Source organism: Niabella sp., from assembly GCF_030150205.1.
In the GTDB taxonomy this organism is placed as follows: Bacteria; Bacteroidota; Bacteroidia; order Chitinophagales; family Chitinophagaceae; genus Niabella.
In genome coordinates, this window is sequence record NZ_JASLGT010000009.1 from 51,794 (window position 1) to 73,705 (window position 21,912).

Below are 21,912 nucleotides of genomic sequence, written 5' to 3' on the forward strand. Positions count from 1 at the left end.
TTTTAGTGATGTGCTGCGGCTGCCAGTTCCTGTAAAAAATACGCATTGGTATACCCGCTTTCAAAAGTGGTATTATTAAAATAAATAAATACTTCTTTTGCAACCGGCAGTTCCTGGTACAGCTGCATTAGTTGTTGTTCGGAATAGGCCGACTTAAACAATTCCGGTACACCATGCATGCGACGGTATAAAAAGTCACCGGTGATAATATTTTCGGCCGGTAGCCCGGGATAACTGACGCTGCAAAAATTAATACGATGTTTTGCAAGGAGATCAAATACAGCCGGCTGCCACCAGGAAAGGTGCCGGAACTCAATAACATTCCGGTTGCTGAACGATAGGTGTTCAATAACATGGGCCAGTCGTTCTTCCGAAAATGTATAGGATGGGGGCATCTGGTACAGAATGCAGCCTAATTTATTTTCAAGTCCATCATGCAGGATGTTCATGAATTCCTGTATCGTATCCTTAACACCCGTCAGCCGTTTGGTGTGGGTGATGACCTTGTGCGCCTTCACAGAAAAAGAAAAGTTGGCCGGTGTGCGGCTTGCCGATTTCTTTAAGGAAGCAACCGTTGGAAACCTGTAAAATGTATGGTTTAATTCGAGGGTGCTGAATTGCGTAGCGTAGTACTCCAGCCACCTGGATGCCGGCCACTTATCCGGGTAAAACCGGCCTTTCCAATAAGGATAACTATAACCTGATGTGCCAATATAAAGCATTCGCTGTATGGATGATAAGACCGTGATATTGATCACCGTCTTATAAAAGCGGTTCGAGTATAATTACAGAAGATTTATTGAGCTAGGGTGCGCTTCTTTTTCCCATAAAAAAGGACAGGATAAAAAGGATTACGAAAATAATGAATAATACTTTGGCAATGCCTGCAAAAGCAACGGCAATGCCTGTAAATCCCAGTACACCTGCAATGATGGCGATGATCAGAAATGTGATGGTCCAGCGTAACATAAGAATGTGTTTTAAATAAGAAAATATGCTATACAAAATAAGCTGATCGCAAACCTGTTTCAATAAAAACAAGAACTATACCAACGTTAACAGGTGGTTTGGACCATGGGCGGCTTCCATCATACTGTTGTTATCGTCCGCGTTTTACCGCTATAACGGGGAATTTTTAACACAATGTAGAACGGCTGCAACACATAAGGGCGTATCACAACGTGCAATTGATATATCGCGGGTTCTGCATTGCTCTTTTACTGCATTATATAACACAAGAGGTTTCCGCATGTTGCCCTGCAAAAATTACTTATATCAGGCGTTAGCGGGAGGGTTTAACCTTTCCGCCAAATTGCTTTGGAAAATAGGAAAGCGTTAGCTGGAAATAGCGTTGTAATCCTTGCGATACGCTGGTGGTAGTGGTGTTCCCGTTTGAGTAGCTGTTTACCGTCTGGTTTTGTCCCAGGATATTGAATACGGATACCCGGGTTTCAAACATTTTTGTTTTCCTGGGAAATGCGTAGCTGGCAAACGCATCCCAATTGAGGTTCCGGATCGGTTGCCGGTCTACCGAAATGTTTTTGCTATATCGGAAACTGTTTCCTAATGTGAAATTTTTGGGTACTTTAAGTGTCGCTCTTGCAGTAGTGTTATACGATTGTGTTTTTGCGGGGGGGTATGGATTGCGACCACCAGATTGTTCCGTCCTGGTCCTTGAAATGGATTGCTGTACAGATACTTCAATAATGCCTGGTGCATTAAAGGAAAGCACAACAAAGTGATTCAGCCGGTCATTCTTGTAGGTTAACAGGTCGCCATCGATATATTGGGGTCCGCGGGAACTGCCCCAATTGCCATTATAGTTGAACTGGTAAATATTTTTTTTCACTGGATAGGAGATGTTCAGGGTGGCACCGCCATTAAAGGAACTATTGGTGCCGGCCCCCGAAGCATAATAAGTACGGCCGTTGGCATACCCGCCATTGGTGTTTACGTGAACGGTTGTTTTTTTGAGCATTAACGATAACCCCGCATTCAAACCGGCGTTAAATGTTTTAGTTCCGGGCGTATTAATAAAGTAAGAAATACTGCCCCCATTACCATCATAGATCGTGCTATCCGATATGCCGTTCCGCTCTTTATTGTAACCAAGATTTAAATTGGTATTGTAAGCGTATTTGCTTTCAAATAAGCTGCCTTTATTATAAGATAGGTTAAGATTATAGATATTGCTGAACCGGGATTTTAGATTCGGATTTCCTACTACCATATGATACCGGTTGGCAGCACTATCCTGTATGGGATATAACTGGTCAATAGTGGGCGCCGTAGCAGAACTGTTATGGGTAAGGTTTGCCGTCATACTGGGACCGTCCGTTTTTACGTAGTTATAGGAAATACCGGAGCTGGGTGTAAAAAAGTTATAAATGAATGTGCGGTTCCGGTAGCTCAGCGTAGACTGGTTCTTTTGATACAGCATCTGGTTCAGCAGGTTGGTGCTGATTTGTATGCTTCGCTGAAACCGGTCGGTAATGTTTTTTAAAAAAGTTTTTTCCAGTTGAAAGCCGGTCCTGTTATTAATATTCGTGGTACTGCTGATATTCGAAAGATTGTTGTTCCGGTAATAGGTATTGGCGATCGTGTCCCGGTCGCTTACATCCGCATGTATTTCCGAAACGGAGTACTGGGTATTATTGTTCAGTCCCATATTAATATTCCAGAAATTATGATTCTTTAACAGGAGCTGCCGTAAGCCGCCGTAATTTATGCCCAGGTTCCCGTTCAGGTTTGAGTTTCTGTTAACATACTTCCGGTCGTAAAGATTGGTGTATATGCTGTCTGTCAGCGCTTCGAAACGGCTGTAGGTATTGTTGTTGCTTAGGGTTGTTCCATAATTTAGCGAATAGTTCAATGAGAGATTTTTTGCCCCCGGCTCCTCATTCACCGAAGTATTGCTATAATTGCCATTCACATTGAAGTCGTTGCCGGTACTTTCGGCCTGTGATTTATTGGCCGAACGGCTGGCGGGTATAGAGTCATCCCGGTATGAAATTACATTCCCTTCAGAAGCTGAGCTGGAATTGGTCCGGCGATAGGAAGCGTTCATGGAAAAAGACCGTTCTCTCTTCCGGAAATTATATTCTCCCCGGAGCGATTGTGATAATACGCGGGATAGATTGTAGCCGCTATTGACATCGGTAAATCGTGTATCACCCAGGCTTCTGACCGTGGTGCGGTTGTTGATCGAACTATTCCGGTTACCGGAAACTGTATACTGTCCGTTGAAGGATCGGTCGTTGAAAAAATCGGCAGCCTCGTTGAAGTTTTTCCGGTAGGAGAGGCCGGAGACCCAGTTGTTTTGAATGTTCAGGTCTTTGTTTTGCAGTACGGGCTCTATATTGCCCAGGGCCTTTTTTATATTATTCACATTGGCATTCAGGCCCAGGTTCGTTTTTTTATTATACAACTGCATTGACGTATTGCCACCATAACTTTTATTGGTTCCGGCGCTGGCCGTAACATTGCCAAAATGGCCTTTACGCTTATCTGCCTTTAGCTTTATGTTCATCACTACGGTGGTGTCTTTCTGTATGTCTTCTATTTTTTGTTTATAAAAATCGCGCTCCTGGTATACCTGTATTTTGTCAATGGCATGTTTAGGCAGGTTCTTCAGCGCCATGTTAAAGCTGCCGTCAAAAAAAGGCCGCCCATCTACCAACACTTTTTTTACCCGTCTTCCGTTTACGGTAAACGAGCTGTCCTGCCATTGGGTTACACCAGGGGTTCTTAATAACACTTCTTCAGCAACTTCTGTGGAATCCAGCCGGATCCCCGCCGGATTAATTTCCAGGGTATCCCCATTGATGGTTACGGGTGCTACAGTTTTTACGACTACTTCTTCCAATACCTGCCCGGTATCCCGTATCAGGCTTATATTGTTAAAGTTGTAGTTACTTTTAGCGGAATCCAGGTCAACATCTTTTATAAAGGGTACAAAACCGGTGTGGCTTACTGAAATGTATAGCGGTGTTTTTAGCGGCAGCTCTTTTATCTCAAACAATCCTTGCGCTTCCGTTACCTGGTAATTGACGACGGCGGAATCGGATCGCTTAAAAACAGTAACGGTTGCGGAAGGTAAAGCACTGCTGTCAATAGAACTGAGTACCGTGCCCTTAACGACGCCTTTGTTTTGCGCAAAAGATGCGAGCCGGAAAAGAAGTAGTAGGATAACCAGCAGCCGTTTCATAGGTTTATCAGTCTTGTTTTGGCTTTAAACGCAGAATGACCGGATTGTTCTCCGGCTTGCCGGTATCATAAAAACGGGCAAGACTTTTTTCATAATGCGGTGTATCCTTCCCGGCTCCTTTTTTTAAATTAAAAAGAGCTCTTGCGGAAAAGCTTTGATAAATATTTGTTTCATCAAAGGCCAGTATCGGCGTTCGCAAAGGAAATATATAATTATTGCTGTCTGCCTTTAATTTACTGCGGTCATACAACCGGGTTTCGCGGGTATCAAAAATGTAATTGTTGTAGCTGCCTGTGGATTGCTGCACATTAAAAAAAATAAACCGTTTCTGGCTGATAAAGTTGGTAACGGTATTCGCGTTATTCAAAGAAAGACCTCCTTGCCGGTTTTGCGATCTTCCGGATCTGATCGTAACACTGCCAATGGAAATTTGACCAAAACTTGCAAATGAAAACCCCTCCGGTGGCGTCTTATTGGCCGATGCCTGGGAGGGCGCGATTTGATAGGCTTCTGTAACGGTCCGGGGCGTAAGCCTGTAGATAAAGGGCTGAAAAGGGCGGGACATGAAAACCACCGAATCGTTCAGTGTTGGGAAAAAGCTGCACTGCCGGGCCGTTGAACCATAAAAAGCAGAATCGGTCTTTAAATGATATGGGAAATGCTTTTGTATCAGGCTGTCATCCTTTACTACCTGTAATTCATAATCCTGGATATCGGGGTTTTTTTGATCGGACCAGATAAAGCTAAACGCAAATTGGCCATTACCCAGGAAAACGGGGTTCGTAAGCAGGTAGGCCGGTGTTGATAACGATTCGGTATGATGAACGTAGGGATCATCAAGATAAAACCGGGTAGCCATTGCCAGTGTTGATAAATTTTGGCTGGCCTCTTTTGCCAAATATTTTTGCAGCTTGGCCGCTGTAATATTGTAGTTACGGTTCTGGCTAAAAACGAGCAGCGCATTATGGAGCAGGTCCTGCTGAATATAGGTAATACGGTAGCGGCTAAGCCTGTTTTTATATTTTGTAATAAATTTCCCCTGTTTGTTAAAAAAAAGAATGGCGTCCGTGTCTGTATCCAGGATGATAAAGTACCGGTCGGTTACCACCAGTTGTTTTATAACGCCAAAGATCGATTGGCGGGTTGTTTCCAGGGGGATAAATTCGGTTTCTTCAAAAATGCCGGAATATGTGGTGTCTTTAGCCTTAGCCGGGTCTAACAATACCGGCGGAGGCTGGGCATGTATCAGATGCCAGGCCCCTATAAGCAAACTCAGTAGCATTAGTCTTTTCATAACCGGAAGCGCATTGGTCTGTATATCAAATGTACGGGTGCAACGGCAGATGCCCCGTTTTTTTTATCTAGCGATTTGTTAATTCTCCGGGTAGCTATCACCGCGGCCCACGAATAGGTTACTTGTGTTTGAAATGTTTTGGTGCAACACCCATAATCTTTTTAAAAACCCTGGAGAAGTGATACTGGTCTTCATATCCCAGGCTATAGGAAATGGTTTTGATATTGTGTGAGCTATCCATCAGCATTTGGCAGGCCTTCTGTATTTTAAGGGAGGTAAATAAATGGATGGGGCTGGATTTGACCTGCTTTTTAAATAAGGAAGACAGATGAGATGCCGAAAGGCCAACGGCGGTGCTGATCTCATCCAGCCGCAGCGGTTTGTCAAGGTGTTGCTTCATAAATTGAATACACTGCTGAATGACGTCTTTTTCGTTGGCTGTACGCATGAGCTGGGTGTTTTGAAAAGAAGCAAGATAAGCGTGTATGCAACTGCAGCTATAAAGGATGTTATCGGAGTTGTCCATCAATTCCAGGTGTTGCAGGATATCATAAAAAATAAGCTGCCGTGAGGTGCTTACGACGGCGCTGACCGGCGCTTTCCCCTGTGTTTTGGTAAGAAACCGGTAGTAAAAATCTGCATCTGCGCCTGAAAAGTGCAACCAGTAAATGCTCCAGGGATCTTTGCTATCGGCCCCGTAATGATGTGCAGCTCCCGCGGGAATAATAAAAAAATCGTTTGGCTTTACCGTATACCGGTGTTTTCCGCAGGTATACCAGCCCCGGCCTTTTACACAATGAATTAAAATATACTGGCTACAACCCTTCGGGCGCTCGCGTTCATGATCTGCTGCGTTTGGATAATACCCGATATCAGTAATGTAAAGGTTTTTGCAAAAAATATGCTGCGCGCAGAATTTGATTTTGGCTTGCGGCAGGATACAGGCTAACTGGCCTGTAAAGCCTTCCATTTTTTTCTGACCGTTTTCTGTGCTCGTTAATTTCATCGGAAATCCGTTTTTGTTGCGGAACCATCCGCAGCCTTAATGGTTGTGTAAAAGTATTTATATTTTTAACAGTCTGTAGTACCGGGGTAAAAATAATGCAGGCCGGCGCTTGTGTTGCCCGCCCGGGCAGCATTGAATAAGACCTAAAAAGTATTATTTTTACCGGAAGCGTTGCCCTTCTGTGTTCAGATTGCCATGTACAGAGAATAAGAAATAAGATGCTTGCCGGTTGAACCTGTTTTTTCATCAGCGTGGATCTGTTTACAACGAAATAAAGCAAGAATAAATGCAATACAAAAGACGGATGATTAAAAAGATACGGTTTGCGTTGCTATTGATACCTGTTACCGGCTTGCTGTTGGCCTATGGTGAACAACCGGGTATCCCTGATATGAATCTGGAGCATCGGGATGAAAAAATAATTGTTACGGTTGACCCGGCAAAAGAGCAGCAGGTGATACATAGTTTTGGAGCTTCCGATTGCTGGACGGCAAAATTCATTGGTCGCTGGCAGGATGTGCAGAAGAAGGAAAGGATCGCCGATCTGCTCTTTAGTATGGATACATTAAAAGATGGAAGCCCCAAGGGTATTGGATTATCATTATGGCGGTTTAATATCGGGGGCGGAAGTTTTGAACAAGGCGATTCCAGTCATATAAAAGATGAATGGCGGAGAGAAGAATGTTTTTTGAACGCAGATGGCTCCTACAGCTGGGATAAACAACGGGGGCAGCAATGGTTCCTGCAGGCGGCCCGTAAGCGGGGCGTGCGGTATACACTGGGTTTTTCGCAGACGCCGCCGGTTTTTATGACGCAAAATGGAAAAGCTTATAATGCTTCCGGCACTACAAGGATGAATATCCGGGAGGGAATGATGGATGCTTATGCAGGCTTTTTAGCAAACGTTACCAATCATTTTAAGTTTGATTTTCTGAGTCCGGTAAATGAACCCCAATGGAAATGGGGAACGGCAAACGGTGCCAGCCAGGAAGGCACACAGGCGGTGAATACGGAAATCGCGGACCTTGTAAGGGCCATTGCTCCTAAAATAAAGGGGAAGCATACAAAGATCGTGGTAGGAGAGGCCGGGCAGTGGAATTATTTATTTGGTAAAAATGAACAGGGATGCGGTGATCAGATCAACCAGTTTTTTACTCCGGCTGCTCCGGCTTATATAGGCGGACTGCCAGCGGTGGCTCCTGTTATTTCCGGGCATAGTTATTTTACTACCTGCCCGGACACCGTAGCAGTACGCATCCGGCAACAGGTGCAGACAGCCGCAGCGCGTGTAGCGTCTTTACAGGTATGGCAAACCGAATTTGGCATCCTGGGCAATATCTGTAACCAGTACAATGGCGCGCCCCGGAATACAGGCATCGAATATGGGTTGTATGTGGCGGATGTAATGCACCAGGATCTTACGGTAGCCAATGTTAGTTCCTGGCAATGGTGGCTGGCAATGGCTCCCTATGATTACAGCGATGCGCTGGTGTATATCAATGCGCCCTCCGGTAAAATCGATGTACCGGGTAGTAAAGCGGATGGTGTGGTTACCGACTCAAAACAACTTTGGGTAATGGGCAACTTTGCCCGGTTTGTGCGGCCCGGGATGAAACGGATCGCTGCAAGCCTGTCCGGAAGCGCAGATGGCGTAATGGTATCGGCCTATAAGGATACCAAAAAGATGGTACTGGTATTGATCAACCCGCAGCATCAGGCAAAAAATATCACACTCAATGGATTCAACGATCAGCTGGTTGACGTGTATACAACAGACCAGACCCGGAACCTGAAACGGTCTGTAGCACGCGCCGGCAATATGCAGCTGCCTGCCCGGTCGGTAGTAACGGTAACAGGAACTTATCGCCGGTGATGACGGCATTTATAACGCGATCATGGAAAAAATAAAAGTCTATCCAATAATTACACAGCTGTTGCTGCTGTTCTTTATCCTGCATTGGGCAAACAGAGCCGCTGCACAGGCCGATACGCAAACCTACCTGGCCGAGATAAAAACAGCGCTACAAAAGAAGTGGCCGGCTAACCGCACGATCAACCTGGTATTTCACGGGCATTCAGTCCCCAGCGGATATTTTCAAACACCTGCTGTACATACGCTGGAGGCGTACCCGCACCTGGTACTGCAACAGTTAAAAGTACAATATCCTTATGCGGTGATCAATGTCATCACCACGTCTATTGGTGGTGAAAACTCCGTCCAGGGGGAGAAGCGGTTTGAAAGAGAGGTGTTGCCGCATCGTCCGGATGTATTGTTTATCGACTACGCTCTTAACGACCGGGCCATTGGTTTAGAGGCCTCGCGGATCGCCATGGAAAAAATGATCCGGCAGGCTTTGAGGAAACAGATCAAGGTGGTGTTGTTAACACCCTCACCGGATCTGGCGGTAGATATATTGAAGCCGGACAATATACTGAGCCAGTTCAGCCGGCAGCTGACGGCACTGGCGGAAAAATACAAGATTGGTCTTGCAGACAGTTATGCTGCTTTTTACGAGCTGGCCGGGAGCGGAAAGGAACTCAAGGATTATATGGCACAGGGCAATCATCCCAATGAGAAAGGACACCGGCTGATCGCGGATCGGATCCTGCGTTGGCTGCTTCCAAAATAAGAAACGGTTATTGATGACAGTTACTGGTATTGGTGCAGGGTTTGTTGCTGTGAAACGTCAATCTCTGCCAGCCGCCGGCATTGTTTCAGATGCCGGGATATTCCTGTATAACAGGGCTGCATTGCCATAAAGACCGGGGTAACTCCATGGAAACATCCTATAGCCGGTACCGGCGGCACGCTGTGTAACCCTCAACATCAGAAAATCTATCTTTTTCCGAAGAATAGCTATTGAAAAACCGGAAGGGAGGCGCTATGTTTGGCTTTCAATATGGATGTTGCCGGTAAGCAACTGAACTTGCAGGAGGTGTATGAAATGCAGGATCCGGAAAGGCTTATGCGTTTAACGGCAACAGGATATCCCATATGAAATAATAAAAAATGAATTGCGATGACAAAGCCAACGCGTAGATTATTACCGGCAGCGATGCGAAGTTTCCTGCTATGTTTTTTTCTTTTGATCCTTATACCGGTGCAGGCGCAGCAGGATATTTCGCTGGCAGGATCATGGAAACTGCGGCTGGATAAGGACGACCGCGGGCTAAGGGAACAGTGGTTCCTGAAAGATGAAGGCAGCGTTATACAACTGCCCGGAACCCTGGATGATGCGGGGATCGGGGAACGGCTCAACCTGGATACCAGCCGGATGAATAAGGAGGTAATGATCCGCCTTACACGGAAACACGCTTATATCGGGCCGGCCTGGTATACCAAACGGATCGTGATTCCAACGGGGTGGGCGGATAAGCGGATCCGCTTATACCTCGAACGGGTGATCTGGAATACCCGGGTTTGGGTAGACGGTAAGGAAGCAGGCACAGATGAAAGTCTGAGTACACCGCATGTATTTGAGCTGGGCGCTTATCTTACGCCCGGCGCGCACCTGCTAACCATCCGCATCGACAACCGGAAACAATATGATATTTCCGTGAATGATATGGCACATGCTTATACAGACGGCACACAGATTATTTGGAACGGCATAATCGGTACGCTGAAATTAAACGCCTGCACCCCCCTTTCGGTAGGGGCTGTACAGGTTTATCCGGATGCAATGCAAAAACAGGTGCGGCTGAAAATAACGCTGGAAAATCAGCAGGCAGGAGCTCAAAAAGCCTGGTTAAAGACAACCATATTGGATGGATCAAAACGGATACGCTCCATAAATACTCCGGTTACCCTGGGGCCGGGATCGTCCGGAAACGAGGTCAGCTGCTCCCTGGGTGCGGATGCAAAACTATGGGATGAATTTGATCCGAAATTGTACCGGGTAGAAGTTACTTTACAAAACAGCAGCGGGAAGTTGCTGGATCGCAAAGAAACCCGTTTTGGACTGAGAAGCATAACCAGCGATCAGCAGATCCTGCGTATTAACGGGCGTCCGGTGTTTTTAAGAGGCACGCTGGAATGCAATATTTTCCCTTTAACAGGACATCCGCCAATGACGCATGAGGGCTGGCTAAAGGTATTTCTTGCGGCCAAACGTTACGGGTTGAACCACCTGCGTTTTCACTCCTGGTGTCCACCGGATGCAGCATTTGAAGTGGCTGATTCCCTGGGGTTTTACCTGCAGGTAGAATTGCCGTTGTGGAGCATGCATGTGGGAAAGGATGCCGCTACCAACCGGTTCCTGGAGCAGGAAGCTGCACGGATCAGCGAAACCTATGGCAATCATCCTTCATTTTGTTTCTGGTCGTTAGGGAATGAATTGGAGGGCGATTTTAACTGGTTGAAGGAGTTGCGGACAGCACTGAAACAAAAAGACAACCGGCACCTGTATACCACTACTACGTTTACGTTTCAGCAGGATCATGGCCGCTGGCCGGAAGCGGGCGATGATTTCTTTATTACGCAGTATACAAAAAAAGGATGGGTGCGCGGACAGGGCGTATTTAATGATCATACCCCTGATTTCTCCACCGATTATACAGCAGCTGTTGAAGGTGCACCCGTGCCCCTCATAACGCATGAGATCGGGCAGTATTCGGTATACCCCAATCTTAAGGAAATTTCCAAGTACACCGGGGTGCTGGACCCGCTGAATTTTAAAACTGTCCGGAACGACCTCCGGGAAAAGAACCTGTTATCCCTGGCAGATTCATTTACACGCGCCAGCGGCGTTTTTGCGGCCCTGCTGTATAAAGAAGAGATGGAACGGGCATTAAAAACAAAGGGCATCAGCGGTTACCAGTTACTGGACCTGCACGATTTTCCCGGGCAGGGAACGGCGCTTGTTGGTGTCCTGGATGCGTTCTGGGATAGTAAGCAACTGGTGTCTCCGGAAGAGCACCGGATGTACAATTCAAAAGTGGTACCCCTGCTCCGTTTCGGCAAAGCTGTTTATACCAATGACGAGGCATTTGCCGTTACAGCGGAGATCGCTAATTTCAGTGCGGGTGCATTAAAGCAGGCGTTGCCGCAACTGACCATTAAAGATCGTTCCGGTAAGCTCCTGTTTAAAAAAGAATGGGCGGCAGCGGACCTGCCGGTAGGAAATGGAAACCGGGTTGGAGAAGCCCGGTTCGCGCTAAGTGGCATCAAAAAAGCGGAGGAGCTGACCATCGGGCTGGTGCTGAAAGGAACAGCTTTTAAAAATCAATGGCGGATCTGGGTATACCCCGCCACCATCGACGAAAACGCAACGGATGTACACGTTACGCGTTCATTTGCAGAAGCCCGGCAGTTATTGGAGGAGGGCCGGAATGTGTTGCTCAACCCGGATACGTCCGAACTGAAAGGTGTCAGCGGCCGTTTTGCGCCCGTGTTCTGGAGCCCGGTACATTTTCCGGATCAGCCGGGTACCATGGGTATCTTATGTAATCCGAAGCATCCTGCTTTGCAACAGTTCCCTACAGCATTTCACAGCGACTGGCAATGGTGGGATTTGATCACTTCTTCAAAAACAATGATCATTGATTCATTGCCGGACATGACACCGGTGGTGCGCGTGATCGATAATTTTTTTAAAAACCGGAAGATGGCGAATGTAATTGAGGCGCGGGTGGGAAAAGGAAAACTGCTCATGACCTCGGTTAATATAACAGACCGGCTGGATCAGCGGCCTGTTGCACTCCAACTGCGTTACAGCCTGTTGCAGTACATGAATAGCGCCGCATTTGTACCGCAAACAGTGCTGACGCCGGAGCAATTGCTATTGTTGAAAAGGTAAAGCAGCCAGGCTCTTTTTCAAATTATGGGCCAGGCCGGATTGATTGATAAATCAACCGCGTTCCATATGCTGCCAGTTGTTCCGGTTCCGCCAGTTCAGGTATGTCAACCCTTCATAAGATCATCCTTTTTTTTCATAAGGATATCCATTCTGTTTACCTTTTAATGTGTGCATCTTTGTGATGTTAAAAATCGCTTCAGTATGAAAAGTCAGTATCCGTTTAACACAACCTATATCATCGGTATTTCTTTTATCTCAGCACTGGGCGGTTACCTGTTCGGGTTCGACTTTGCGGTGATTGCCGGGGCACTGCCCTTTCTGAAAGAGCAATTTGGTTTTAATGAGATCCAGGAAGGATTTGCCACTGCATCGCTGGCACTGGGATGTATTGTAGGTTGTTTACTGGCCGGCCGGATCTCTGATCGCTGGGGGCGCCGGAGAGGACTGATGCTTGCTGCCGCTGTATTTTTTGTTTCCTCACTGGCCATGGCATTTTCGCATAACAGCCCCGTATTCATAACAGCCCGTTTGGCTGCAGGGATCGGAGTGGGAATGGCTTCAGTATTATCACCCATGTATATTGCAGAAGTGGCACCCACCCATATGCGTGGCCGTATGGTGGCCATCAACCAGCTGACCATTGTAATCGGCATCTTTGTTACCAACCTGGTTAACTATAGCCTGCGGAACGAAGGGGCAGATGCCTGGCGCTGGATGGTGGGATTGGGAGCTGTGCCCTCAGCGCTTTTTTTACTGGGCGTTTGCTGGCTGCCGGAAAGTCCGCGCTGGCTGGCCAAGGCCGGTGATCTTGCCCTTGCTGAAAAAATATTAAAAAAGATCGGTGGCGGAGCTTATGCCGCACATACGCTGGAAGCAATCCGGAAATCGGTTGCCGGTGATACCGTCGTCCGTTATAAAGACGTATTCCAGCGTTCCGTTTTCCCGGTGGTATTGATCGGCATCGGACTTGCCATATTTCAGCAACTCTGTGGCATCAACGTAGTGTTTAATTACACCGCAACTATTTTTGAAAGCGTGGGGTTCAGCCAGGACGACCAGTTAAAACAAACCGTATTTATCGGGTTGGTGAATATGATCTGTACCCTGGTGGCCATGTGGCAGGTAGATAAGCTGGGCCGGAAACCGCTGATGTTATTGGGGGCTATCGGACTAACCCTTCTCTATATCGTAAGTGCTCTGCTGCTAAAACAAAAGTCTGCTGCGGCTTCCTGGTCTTTGCTAGCCGCCATCGGATTATATGCCATGACATTGGCGCCGGTTACCTGGGTGCTTATATCGGAGATCTTCCCCAATAGGGTGAGAGGGGCTGCTACATCCATTGCCGTGCTGGCCCTTTGGGCATCCTATGCGGTATTGACCTTTACCTTTCCCATACTGGCAAAATACCTGGGTACCTACACCCCGTTCTATATGTATGCGGGAATCTGTGTGATCGGCTTTTTGTTTGTAAAGTTCAGGGTGAAGGAAACCAAAGGGAAATCGCTGGAAGAAATGGATACCGTTTTTTCCGGTCATTGATATCGGCAACTAACATTTAATTAAATTATAAACGAAGATGATGGAAGTGCAAGCCTGGCAGGAAGTGGTTAAAATTCCCACATATAAAACCGGGCAACCCGACAAGAACCCGATGTTCCTGGAAAAACGCGTATACCAGGGAAGCAGTGGTGTTGTATATCCTTACCAGGTGATCGACAAAGTGTACGATGAAAAAGAAGAAAAGGAATGGACGGCCTTATATCTGGAGAACGATTACCTGAAAGTAATGATCCTCCCGGAGCTGGGCGGGCGCATACAGATGGCTTATGATAAAACCAACGACTACCATTTTGTATATCACAACCGGGTCATCAAACCTGCACTGGTGGGTTTACTGGGGCCCTGGATCAGCGGCGGTATTGAATTTAACTGGCCGCAGCACCATCGTCCTACCACTTTTGATGCCACCGATTTCCAGATCGTTGAAAATAAAGATGGCAGTAAAACCATCTGGGTAAATGAGTACGAGCAAATGTTTGGCACCAAGTGTGCCCTGGGCTTTACCCTGTATGCAGAGAGGGCTTACATAGAACTGGAAGCAAAACTGTATAACCGTACGCCTTTCCCGCAAACCTTTTTATGGTGGGCGAATCCGGCGGTTGCTGTAGATGAGCATTACCAGAGTGTATTTCCGCCCGATGTAAATGCGGTTTTTGATCATGGCAAACGGGATGTAAGTTCATTCCCCATTGCAACCGGTACCTATTATAAGGTAAACTATGCGCCGGGTACCGATATATCAGTTTATAACAATATTCCTGTGCCTACATCTTATATGGCCGTTAACAGTGCTTTCAATTTTGTGGGCGGCTATCACCATCGGAAAAAGGCAGGGATCATGCACGTGGCAGATCATCATGTAAGTCCCGGGAAAAAACAATGGACCTGGGGCTGTGGTGCCTTTGGCAAGGCCTGGGACCGCCAGCTTACAGATGAGGACGGTCCGTATTTTGAATTGATGTGCGGCGTATATACAGACAACCAGCCGGACTTCAGCTGGATCATGCCCAATGAAGTAAGAACATTTAAGCAATACTTTATGCCCTATAAGAACATCGGGTATGTAAAGAACGCTTCCACAGATGCGATGATAAACCTGGAAACGACCGGGCAGGCAGCCACGGTACAGGTGTATATAACCCGGGAGCGGACGGTGACCATAAGATTAAAGCAGGGAGAACGCAGCCTGTTTTCAGAGACGGTGACATTGTCGCCCTTAAAAAGTTTTGAAAAGCAGATCGGCATTGCCGAAGGAACAGATCCCCGGCAACTAAAAGCAGAAGTATTGGATGCTGAAGGAGCGTTACTGATCGCTTATACACCGGTGAATCGTAATACCGAGGCGATACCGGATCCTGCAAAACCCATATTACGACCGGAAGATATTCCGACTAATGAAGAATTGTACCTGGCCGGTCTGCACCTGGAGCAATACCGGCATGCAACCTATATGCCACTGGATTATTACCGTGAAGCGTTAAAGCGCGATGCAACCGATATCCGATGCAACAATGCCCTGGGGCTTTGGTACCTGCGCCGCGGCCAGTTTGAAACAGCCGAACCCTATTTTCGCACAGCGGTGGAAAAACTGACTGCAAAGAACCCCAATCCGTATGATGGGGAGCCCTTGTATAACCTGGGCCTTTGCCTGCGTTACCAGCACCGGTGGGAAGAAGCCACCAGCTGGTTGTATAAAAGTACCTGGAATGCGGCCATGCAGGACAACGCCTACCTGCAACTGGCATATATCAGCGCTGTCCGCAAGGATTGGGAAGCCTGCCTGGAGTTTGCAGAAAAGTCGGTGCTAAGAAACTATAACAGCCTGAAGGGCCGCCACATAAAAGCGGTGGCATTGCGGCAATTACAACGCGGAGAAGATGCTGCGGTATTGTTAAAGGAAACACTAACGATCGATGTGTTTGATTTTGCGGCGCGGTTTGAGTGGTGCCGTTACCTGCGGCAAAAAGGCAATATGGAGGCGGCTGAAAAAGAACTACAGCAATTGCTGAGGCAGATGCGCAACCGTTCTTATTCTTTTATAGAAATGGCTTTGCAATATGCAACGGCAGGTTTATATGAAGATGCGATTTCCTTTTTATTATTGGTAGTTAATAATACCACGGACCCATTGGTGTATTATTACCTGGGGTATTTCAATCATTTGTCCGGTAACAATAACCAGGCGGCCATATGGCTGGGGAAAGCCTTTGAAATGAGCCCGGATGGTATATTCCCCAACCGGATTGAAGACATTGCCGTGCTGGCAACCGCGGCGGAACTAAATCCCCGAGATTACAAGGCCCTCTATTACCTGGGTAACTTCTACTATGGGAAGCGCCTGTATGATCCGGCCCGCAGTTGCTGGGAACAGTCATTGGCTATAAACCCGGACTTCGCCACCACCAATCGGAATCTGGGTATTGCCTGCTACAATAAGTTTGGCAAAAAAGAAGAAGCCCTTCGCTTATTTCAAAAAGCATTTGATGCAGACCCTTCAGATTCGAGAGTGTTATTTGAGCTGGACCAGTTAAAGAAGCGTTTTAGCGTGGACCCGCATCTCCGGCTGGCTTATTTAAACCGGTATCCGGATCAGGTAAGGGAACGGGACGATCTGTATATTGAATATGTTGGATTACATTCTTTACTGGGCCGGTTCGATGAAGCCAGCCAGTTACTGAATGCCCGTAATTTTCATCCCTGGGAGGGAGGAGAGGGCAAAACATCCGGGCAGCATGTGCTGATCCATGTGGAACTTGCTAAACGGGCGCTGGCTGTGAACGATCTGGATGAAGCGGCAAAGCTGTTGCATAAGGCGCAGGAGTATCCCGAAAACCTGGGAGAAGGGAAGCTTTTTGGTGCACAGGAGAACGACATTCACTATTGGCTGGGGTGCGTGGAAGAAGCTGGCGGCAATATGCCGGCGGCAAAGATCTGTTGGGAGAAAGCGGCAGTTGGTCTTTCGGAGCCAACTCCTGCCATTTACTATAACGATCAGCAGCCGGATAAGATCTTTTACCAGGGGATGGCATTACAGAAATCGGGAAAGCAGGCCGAAGCGGAACAACGGTTCCGGAACCTGATCCATTATGGAGCAACACATTTGAATGATACGGTTACCATTGATTTCTTTGCTGTGTCGCTGCCCGATCTGATGATCTTTGATGATGACCTGAACCTGCGCAACCGTCTTCATTGCAATTACCTGATGGGGCTGGGCTACCTGGGATTGGGAGATGCTGTAAAGGCCCATCAATACCTGGAGGAGGTACTGAAACAGGATCCGGCGCATACCGGCGCAACCCTGCACAGAAGCCTGATCCCTATTTGATAGTGATCGCCGTATGGAGTATTCTTCGCCCGGATTTATAAAAATCCGGGCTTTTTGTTATAATAAACAAGTATCAAAATTATTATAAATGGTTTCAACTTCCTTTCCGTGAGTGGAGACACTGACCGGAGCTATGCTGTGGTTTGTGGCTCCACAAACCATTTGGAGGCATTTCGACAAAATTGGTACCGGTTTATTATTATTGGTTTCCTGAATTTTACGGGTACCTACCCGTAAAATTCAGCGAAGAATGGTTTTTTTTAATTTAAAGTCATTATTTTGCATGAGATGCTACCGGGTGGATCGATTGCTGGTATAAAAAAAAGGTAACATCAGGGCTTTGTTATTTAAATGAAATCAACCTTTAACGGTCTTTCAATACCTGTATAGCGCATTGCCCAAAACACCGTGCTGAGACGAATAGAGTGTATGGCCATGGAAAAGTAATCGGGTATGTTAGCGAAGCGTAATGAAGCATAAATGGGAAAAGCAATAGTTAAGGGCGTTTTCTTTTTTAGCCGGTCGGGTATACTGTACATATGGCCATTGTGATGATAACCAGGCAGGATAACGATATTGCAGTCACCGTTGGAACTTCTGTTTACGGTGAAAATGCCGGCGATATACGCGTTGTGAAAGAGATACATCCATTGTCAGTAATCCTTCATGTTATAACAATAAAACAATACAGATTATGAATGCCGCAACACTGGACAAAATGAAAGAAATGAAATTATTGGGCATGCACCGGATATTTAAAACCAGCCTGGAGACCGGAATATCCGCTGCTTACACACCCGATGAACTAATTGCTCAACTGGTGGAGGCTGAATGGGATGACCGCCAAAGCCGCAATGTTGAACAGCGGATAAGGAATGCGCGGTTCCGGTATAAAGCTGATATTGAAGATCTTTACTTCCATGGAGACCGTAACCTCGACCGAAACCAGATCCAGCAGTTTGCTGACTGTAGTTTTATAAACAAGGCTGCATGTATATTGATTACCGGCAGCACCGGTATTGGTAAAAGTTATATTGCTTCAGCGCTGGGCTACCGGGCCTGCAGCCTGGGGTACCGGGTAATGTATCACAATGTGCACCGGTTATTTTCAATGCTGAAAATGAGTAAGACCAATGGCAGTTACAGCAAGGAGATTGATCGCATAGAGCGGCAACAATTATTAATACTGGATGACTTTGGACTGCAGCCGCTCGATGCCCAAAGCCGGGCAGCACTGATGGAAATTGTGGAAGACCGGCATGGGAAAAGCGCACTGATCATTACCTCCCAGGTACCGGTTAACAAATGGCACGAGATCATTGGAGACCCAACGATTGCAGATGCCATCCTGGACCGGATTGTGCACCAGGCTTACCGGCTGGAATTAAAGGGCACGTCGCTGAGAAAATCAGAAACGCCGCATGCAGCTTAAGCGTCAGTTTGCAAATGGAAGCATTGATCAAATCACGAAGACAAACGTTTGCATAGCTGTCTCCGGATAAGATTCGATAAATTCGATAAAAAGATACATGAAAAGAGCTTGCTTCTGTATGTTCGTTCTGCTATTGTTTTTCCTGCCGGTGGTGGCACAACGAAAGGCAACCATTACCGAACTGAAACGAAACTATACGACCTATCCGTTTTCGGATCCCAACCCTATTCCTTCATTTGGTAAAATATATCCCTATTTCCGCTTTGATGGCTTTTCCGGCACTCCGGTGCAGAAAGAATGGAAAGTAGTGCAACTGGAGAATGATTTTATCCGTGTGGAAGTATTCCCCGAGATCGGGGGTAAAGTATGGTCGGCCTATGATAAAGTGCATCAGCGCTATTTCCTGTATAATAATAACGTGGTAAAGTTTCGTGATATTGCCATGCGTGGCCCCTGGACCAGTGGTGGAGTAGAGTTTAACTATGGTGTTATCGGGCATACTCCCAATACCGCTACGCCCGTAGATTACCAGTTAAGCGCGGGTGAAGATGGAAGTGTGCGCTGCACGATCGGGTACCTGGAGATGCTGAGCCGTACAAGGTGGAATGTAGAAATAAAGGTAGAGAAAGACAAGGCCTTTTTTACTACCCGTTCCTCCTGGTTCAATACCACGGCTACAGAGCAACCTTATTATCAATGGTCCAATGCTGCGGTATCTGCAAAAAAGGACCTGCAACTTATTTACCCGGGAATCGCAGCCATCGGCCATTCGGGGGAGTTGATCCAGTGGCCTTATGATTCTGTTGCCCGGAAGGCTATTTCACAATGGAAAGAAAATGATTACGGCGGCTCTAAATCCTTTCACATCATCAACAGCGGTAAACCCTATTTTGGAGCACATTGGAAGGCGGAAGATTTCGGAATGCTCCATTATACGGCCAGCGATGAAAAGCTGGGACGTAAAATGTTCTCATGGGCATTAAGCGATCAGGGCGCGATCTGGGAGGAGCTGCTGACCGATAAAGACGGGCAGTATGTGGAAATGCAAAGTGGGCGCCTGTTTAATCAGAACTCCATTCCCAGCAGCCTGACACCCTTTAAACAAACCCAATTCATTCCATATGGGGCCGATCAATGGACGGAGTACTGGTATCCCTTTGCCGGAACCGGCGGTGTTACAGATGCCAATGAAATGGGCGTAGTGCATGTGGAGGGAACAGCGCTCACCATTTCTCCCCTGGCTACACTGCGGGATACCCTGTATATCCGGGACAGGAGCGGAGCGGTATTGTTTGCAGCATGGGCCGATCTGAAACCACTGACGGTAAAAAAAATGGAGACCGGATTATTACCCGGGCAATGGAAAACAGCCGCCATCAGCCTGGGCAAGTATACCTGGACAGTGGATGATAAAGCATTGCAGCGGCCGCTTACGGCGCCGGCCGATTTTGATTGGAATGATGCTTATGGAAATTATTTGGAGGCGAGAGACCTGGCCGGATTGAGAAATTATGCGGAGGCAGAAAAGAAGGTACGGCAGGCGTTGGAAAAAAATAAAAACTATGTGCCCGCACTGGGCTTGTTATCGAGGTTACTTTATAACCGGATGGAATATGATACTGCTTTTTACTGCGCCAAACAGGCATTGAGCATTGATACCTATGATGCCGCAGCCAATTATTATTATGCCCTGGCAGCTTTAAAAACAGGAAGAATCAATGATGCGGTAGACGGGCTGGATGTTGCGGCGCTCACTACAGCATTTCGCAGCGCCGCTTATACAGAAATGAGCAGGATCTGCTTTCTCCGGAAAGACTTTTCCGGAACGGTGCAATATGCAGAGAAGTCCCTGCTGCAGAACCGGTATAATATTGAGGGGCTGCAGTTGCTATACCTGGCAAACCGGATAACCGGAAACAGCAATTCCCTGGTAGAAAAAAGCATCCGGGAGGCAGAGCCATTAAATCACTTCCTGCTATTTGAAAAATTTCTTGAAAAGGGAAATATTGAAGATGAAAAAGCTTTTACCGGTAGTATCCGGAATGAATTGCCATACCAGACTTATCTCGAGCTGGCCTCCTGGTATGTGCAGCTGGGCCGCACAGATGAAGCCCGGAAGCTGTTGGTGCTGGCTCCCAAAAATAACGAGGTGCTTTACTGGCTGGCTTACCTGAACCGCGACTGGCCGTCCGGTGCAACTTACCTGCAGGAGGCGATTACTGCGGAGCCGGATTTCGCATTCCCGTTCCGCGAAGAAGCAAAGCCGGTATTTGACTGGGCCATTACGCAAACTAAGAGCTGGAAGCCGGTTTACCTGCGGGCGTTGTTACTGCTGGCCAAAAATAACAAGGATGAGGCCCGTTTGTTACTGAACCGCATCAACGACTCTGTCAGCTTTGCACCCTTTTATATTGTAAGAGCCTCCCTGAATGAAAATGCTGCCCTACAACTTTGGGATCTGCAGCGCGCCAATAGGGTAGATACCGGCTGGCGGTATAAAAACTACCTCACGCGGTTTCATCTTGCCGCAGGCAATTATAAAGCCGCGTTACAGACCATAGAACCTTACGCTCAACAACATCCCGGAGATTATATAAACGGGATGTTATATGTACGGGCACTGATGCGGAATGACCAGTATCAACAGGCGAACGAAGTATTGCGAGGTCTGAAGATCCTGCCGTTTGAAGGTGCTGGGGAGGGACGGCGCCTGTATGAAGAAATAAAACTGGTACAGGCGCTGGAAATGCTGGCGGGCAGAAAATATATGGTAGCCCTGAAGTACATAACGGAGGCGGGGGCATGGCCCCGGAATATGGGCGCGGGTAAGCCGTATGATGACCAGATCGATAACCGGTTGGAGCAGTTTTTTACAGGCCTGGTAAAACTGGCTATGAAAAAAGAGCGGGAGGGGCGCCTGTGGCTGGAACAGGTTGCCGGCTCAGACAAAGCGCCTGGTTCTATCAATGCATTGGCACAGGTAGCGGCACTCACCTGGCTGAACAGGAAAGAGAAGGCGGGTGCTGTTTTTGACAAATGGGCCTCCGCACAAAAGAATGCCCAAACTGTTGAATGGGGAAAACGCTTTCTGAATGAGCCGTTGGATCCTGCCAGATTGAATATCGGCTTATACAACCAGTTGGTAAAACGGATCACGGAAACAGAAGATAAGCGGTTGTTTTAAGCAAAAGAGCACTTAGTAATGGAGGAATGGCTTGCTATCATACAGCGGTCTTTACGCCGGCAAAAGGAATGCCTGGCCTCCGGGAAAAAATAAATAACGAATG

Annotated in this window: 12 protein-coding genes; 7 read left to right on the forward strand and 5 right to left on the reverse strand. The window is 47.2% G+C overall.

All coding sequences use genetic code 11. The annotated features are described in order from the left end of the window. Positions 1-2 precede the first annotated feature (2 nt). The 5 genes from Q1V85_RS08310 to Q1V85_RS08330 all read right to left on the reverse strand — a co-directional run bounded on the left by Q1V85_RS08310 (position 3) and on the right by Q1V85_RS08330 (position 6,507). The gene (locus tag Q1V85_RS08310; RefSeq protein WP_300598865.1) at positions 3-722 is read right to left on the reverse strand and encodes a DUF72 domain-containing protein; all 720 of its coding nucleotides are present in this window, start codon (positions 720-722) and stop codon (positions 3-5) included. Between the two features lie 82 nt (positions 723-804). After that, a complete protein-coding gene (locus Q1V85_RS08315) occupies positions 805-969 on the reverse strand; it encodes a DUF1328 domain-containing protein (protein ID WP_300598867.1) in 165 nt (54 codons plus the stop codon). 313 nt (positions 970-1,282) lie between these two features. Then, on the reverse strand, positions 1,283-4,207 hold the full coding sequence (locus tag Q1V85_RS08320; RefSeq protein ID WP_300598869.1) for an outer membrane beta-barrel protein: 2,925 nt from the start codon (positions 4,205-4,207) through the stop codon (positions 1,283-1,285). A gap of 7 nt (positions 4,208-4,214) precedes the next feature. Next, complete coding sequence (locus Q1V85_RS08325) at positions 4,215-5,501, reverse strand: 6-bladed beta-propeller (RefSeq protein ID WP_300598871.1); 1,287 nt, start codon at positions 5,499-5,501, stop codon at positions 4,215-4,217. Positions 5,502-5,619: 118 nt separating this feature from the next. Further along, entirely contained in the window at positions 5,620-6,507 is an 888-nt protein-coding gene (locus tag Q1V85_RS08330) for a helix-turn-helix domain-containing protein (RefSeq protein ID WP_300598873.1), read from the reverse strand. A 304-nt stretch (positions 6,508-6,811) separates the two neighbouring features. Here Q1V85_RS08330 and Q1V85_RS08335 point away from each other — a divergent pair, with 304 nt between their 5' ends. The 7 genes from Q1V85_RS08335 (at position 6,812) to Q1V85_RS08365 (ending at position 21,809) form a co-directional block, all read left to right on the forward strand. Beyond that, a complete protein-coding gene (locus Q1V85_RS08335) occupies positions 6,812-8,380 on the forward strand; it encodes a glycoside hydrolase (RefSeq protein ID WP_300598874.1) in 1,569 nt (522 codons plus the stop codon). Between the two features lie 22 nt (positions 8,381-8,402). Continuing rightward, positions 8,403-9,137, forward strand: a complete 735-nt coding sequence (locus Q1V85_RS08340; protein WP_300598876.1) for a GDSL-type esterase/lipase family protein — start codon at positions 8,403-8,405, stop codon at positions 9,135-9,137. Between the two features lie 390 nt (positions 9,138-9,527). Further along, positions 9,528-12,305: a sugar-binding domain-containing protein gene (locus Q1V85_RS08345; protein WP_300598878.1), complete on the forward strand. Its 2,778-nt coding sequence runs from the start codon at positions 9,528-9,530 to the stop codon at positions 12,303-12,305. A gap of 201 nt (positions 12,306-12,506) precedes the next feature. Beyond that, on the forward strand, positions 12,507-13,844 hold the full coding sequence (locus Q1V85_RS08350) for a sugar porter family MFS transporter (RefSeq protein WP_300598880.1): 1,338 nt from the start codon (positions 12,507-12,509) through the stop codon (positions 13,842-13,844). 37 nt (positions 13,845-13,881) lie between these two features. Further along, entirely contained in the window at positions 13,882-17,193 is a 3,312-nt protein-coding gene (locus tag Q1V85_RS08355) for a DUF5107 domain-containing protein (RefSeq protein ID WP_300598882.1), read from the forward strand. A gap of 694 nt (positions 17,194-17,887) precedes the next feature. Next, the gene (gene istB / locus Q1V85_RS08360) at positions 17,888-18,625 is read left to right on the forward strand and encodes an IS21-like element helper ATPase IstB (protein ID WP_300598884.1); all 738 of its coding nucleotides are present in this window, start codon (positions 17,888-17,890) and stop codon (positions 18,623-18,625) included. Positions 18,626-18,743: 118 nt separating this feature from the next. Further along, positions 18,744-21,809 (forward strand): DUF5107 domain-containing protein, encoded by a 3,066-nt coding sequence (locus tag Q1V85_RS08365; protein ID WP_300598886.1) that lies wholly within the window; start codon positions 18,744-18,746, stop codon positions 21,807-21,809. Positions 21,810-21,912: the final 103 nt, after the last annotated feature.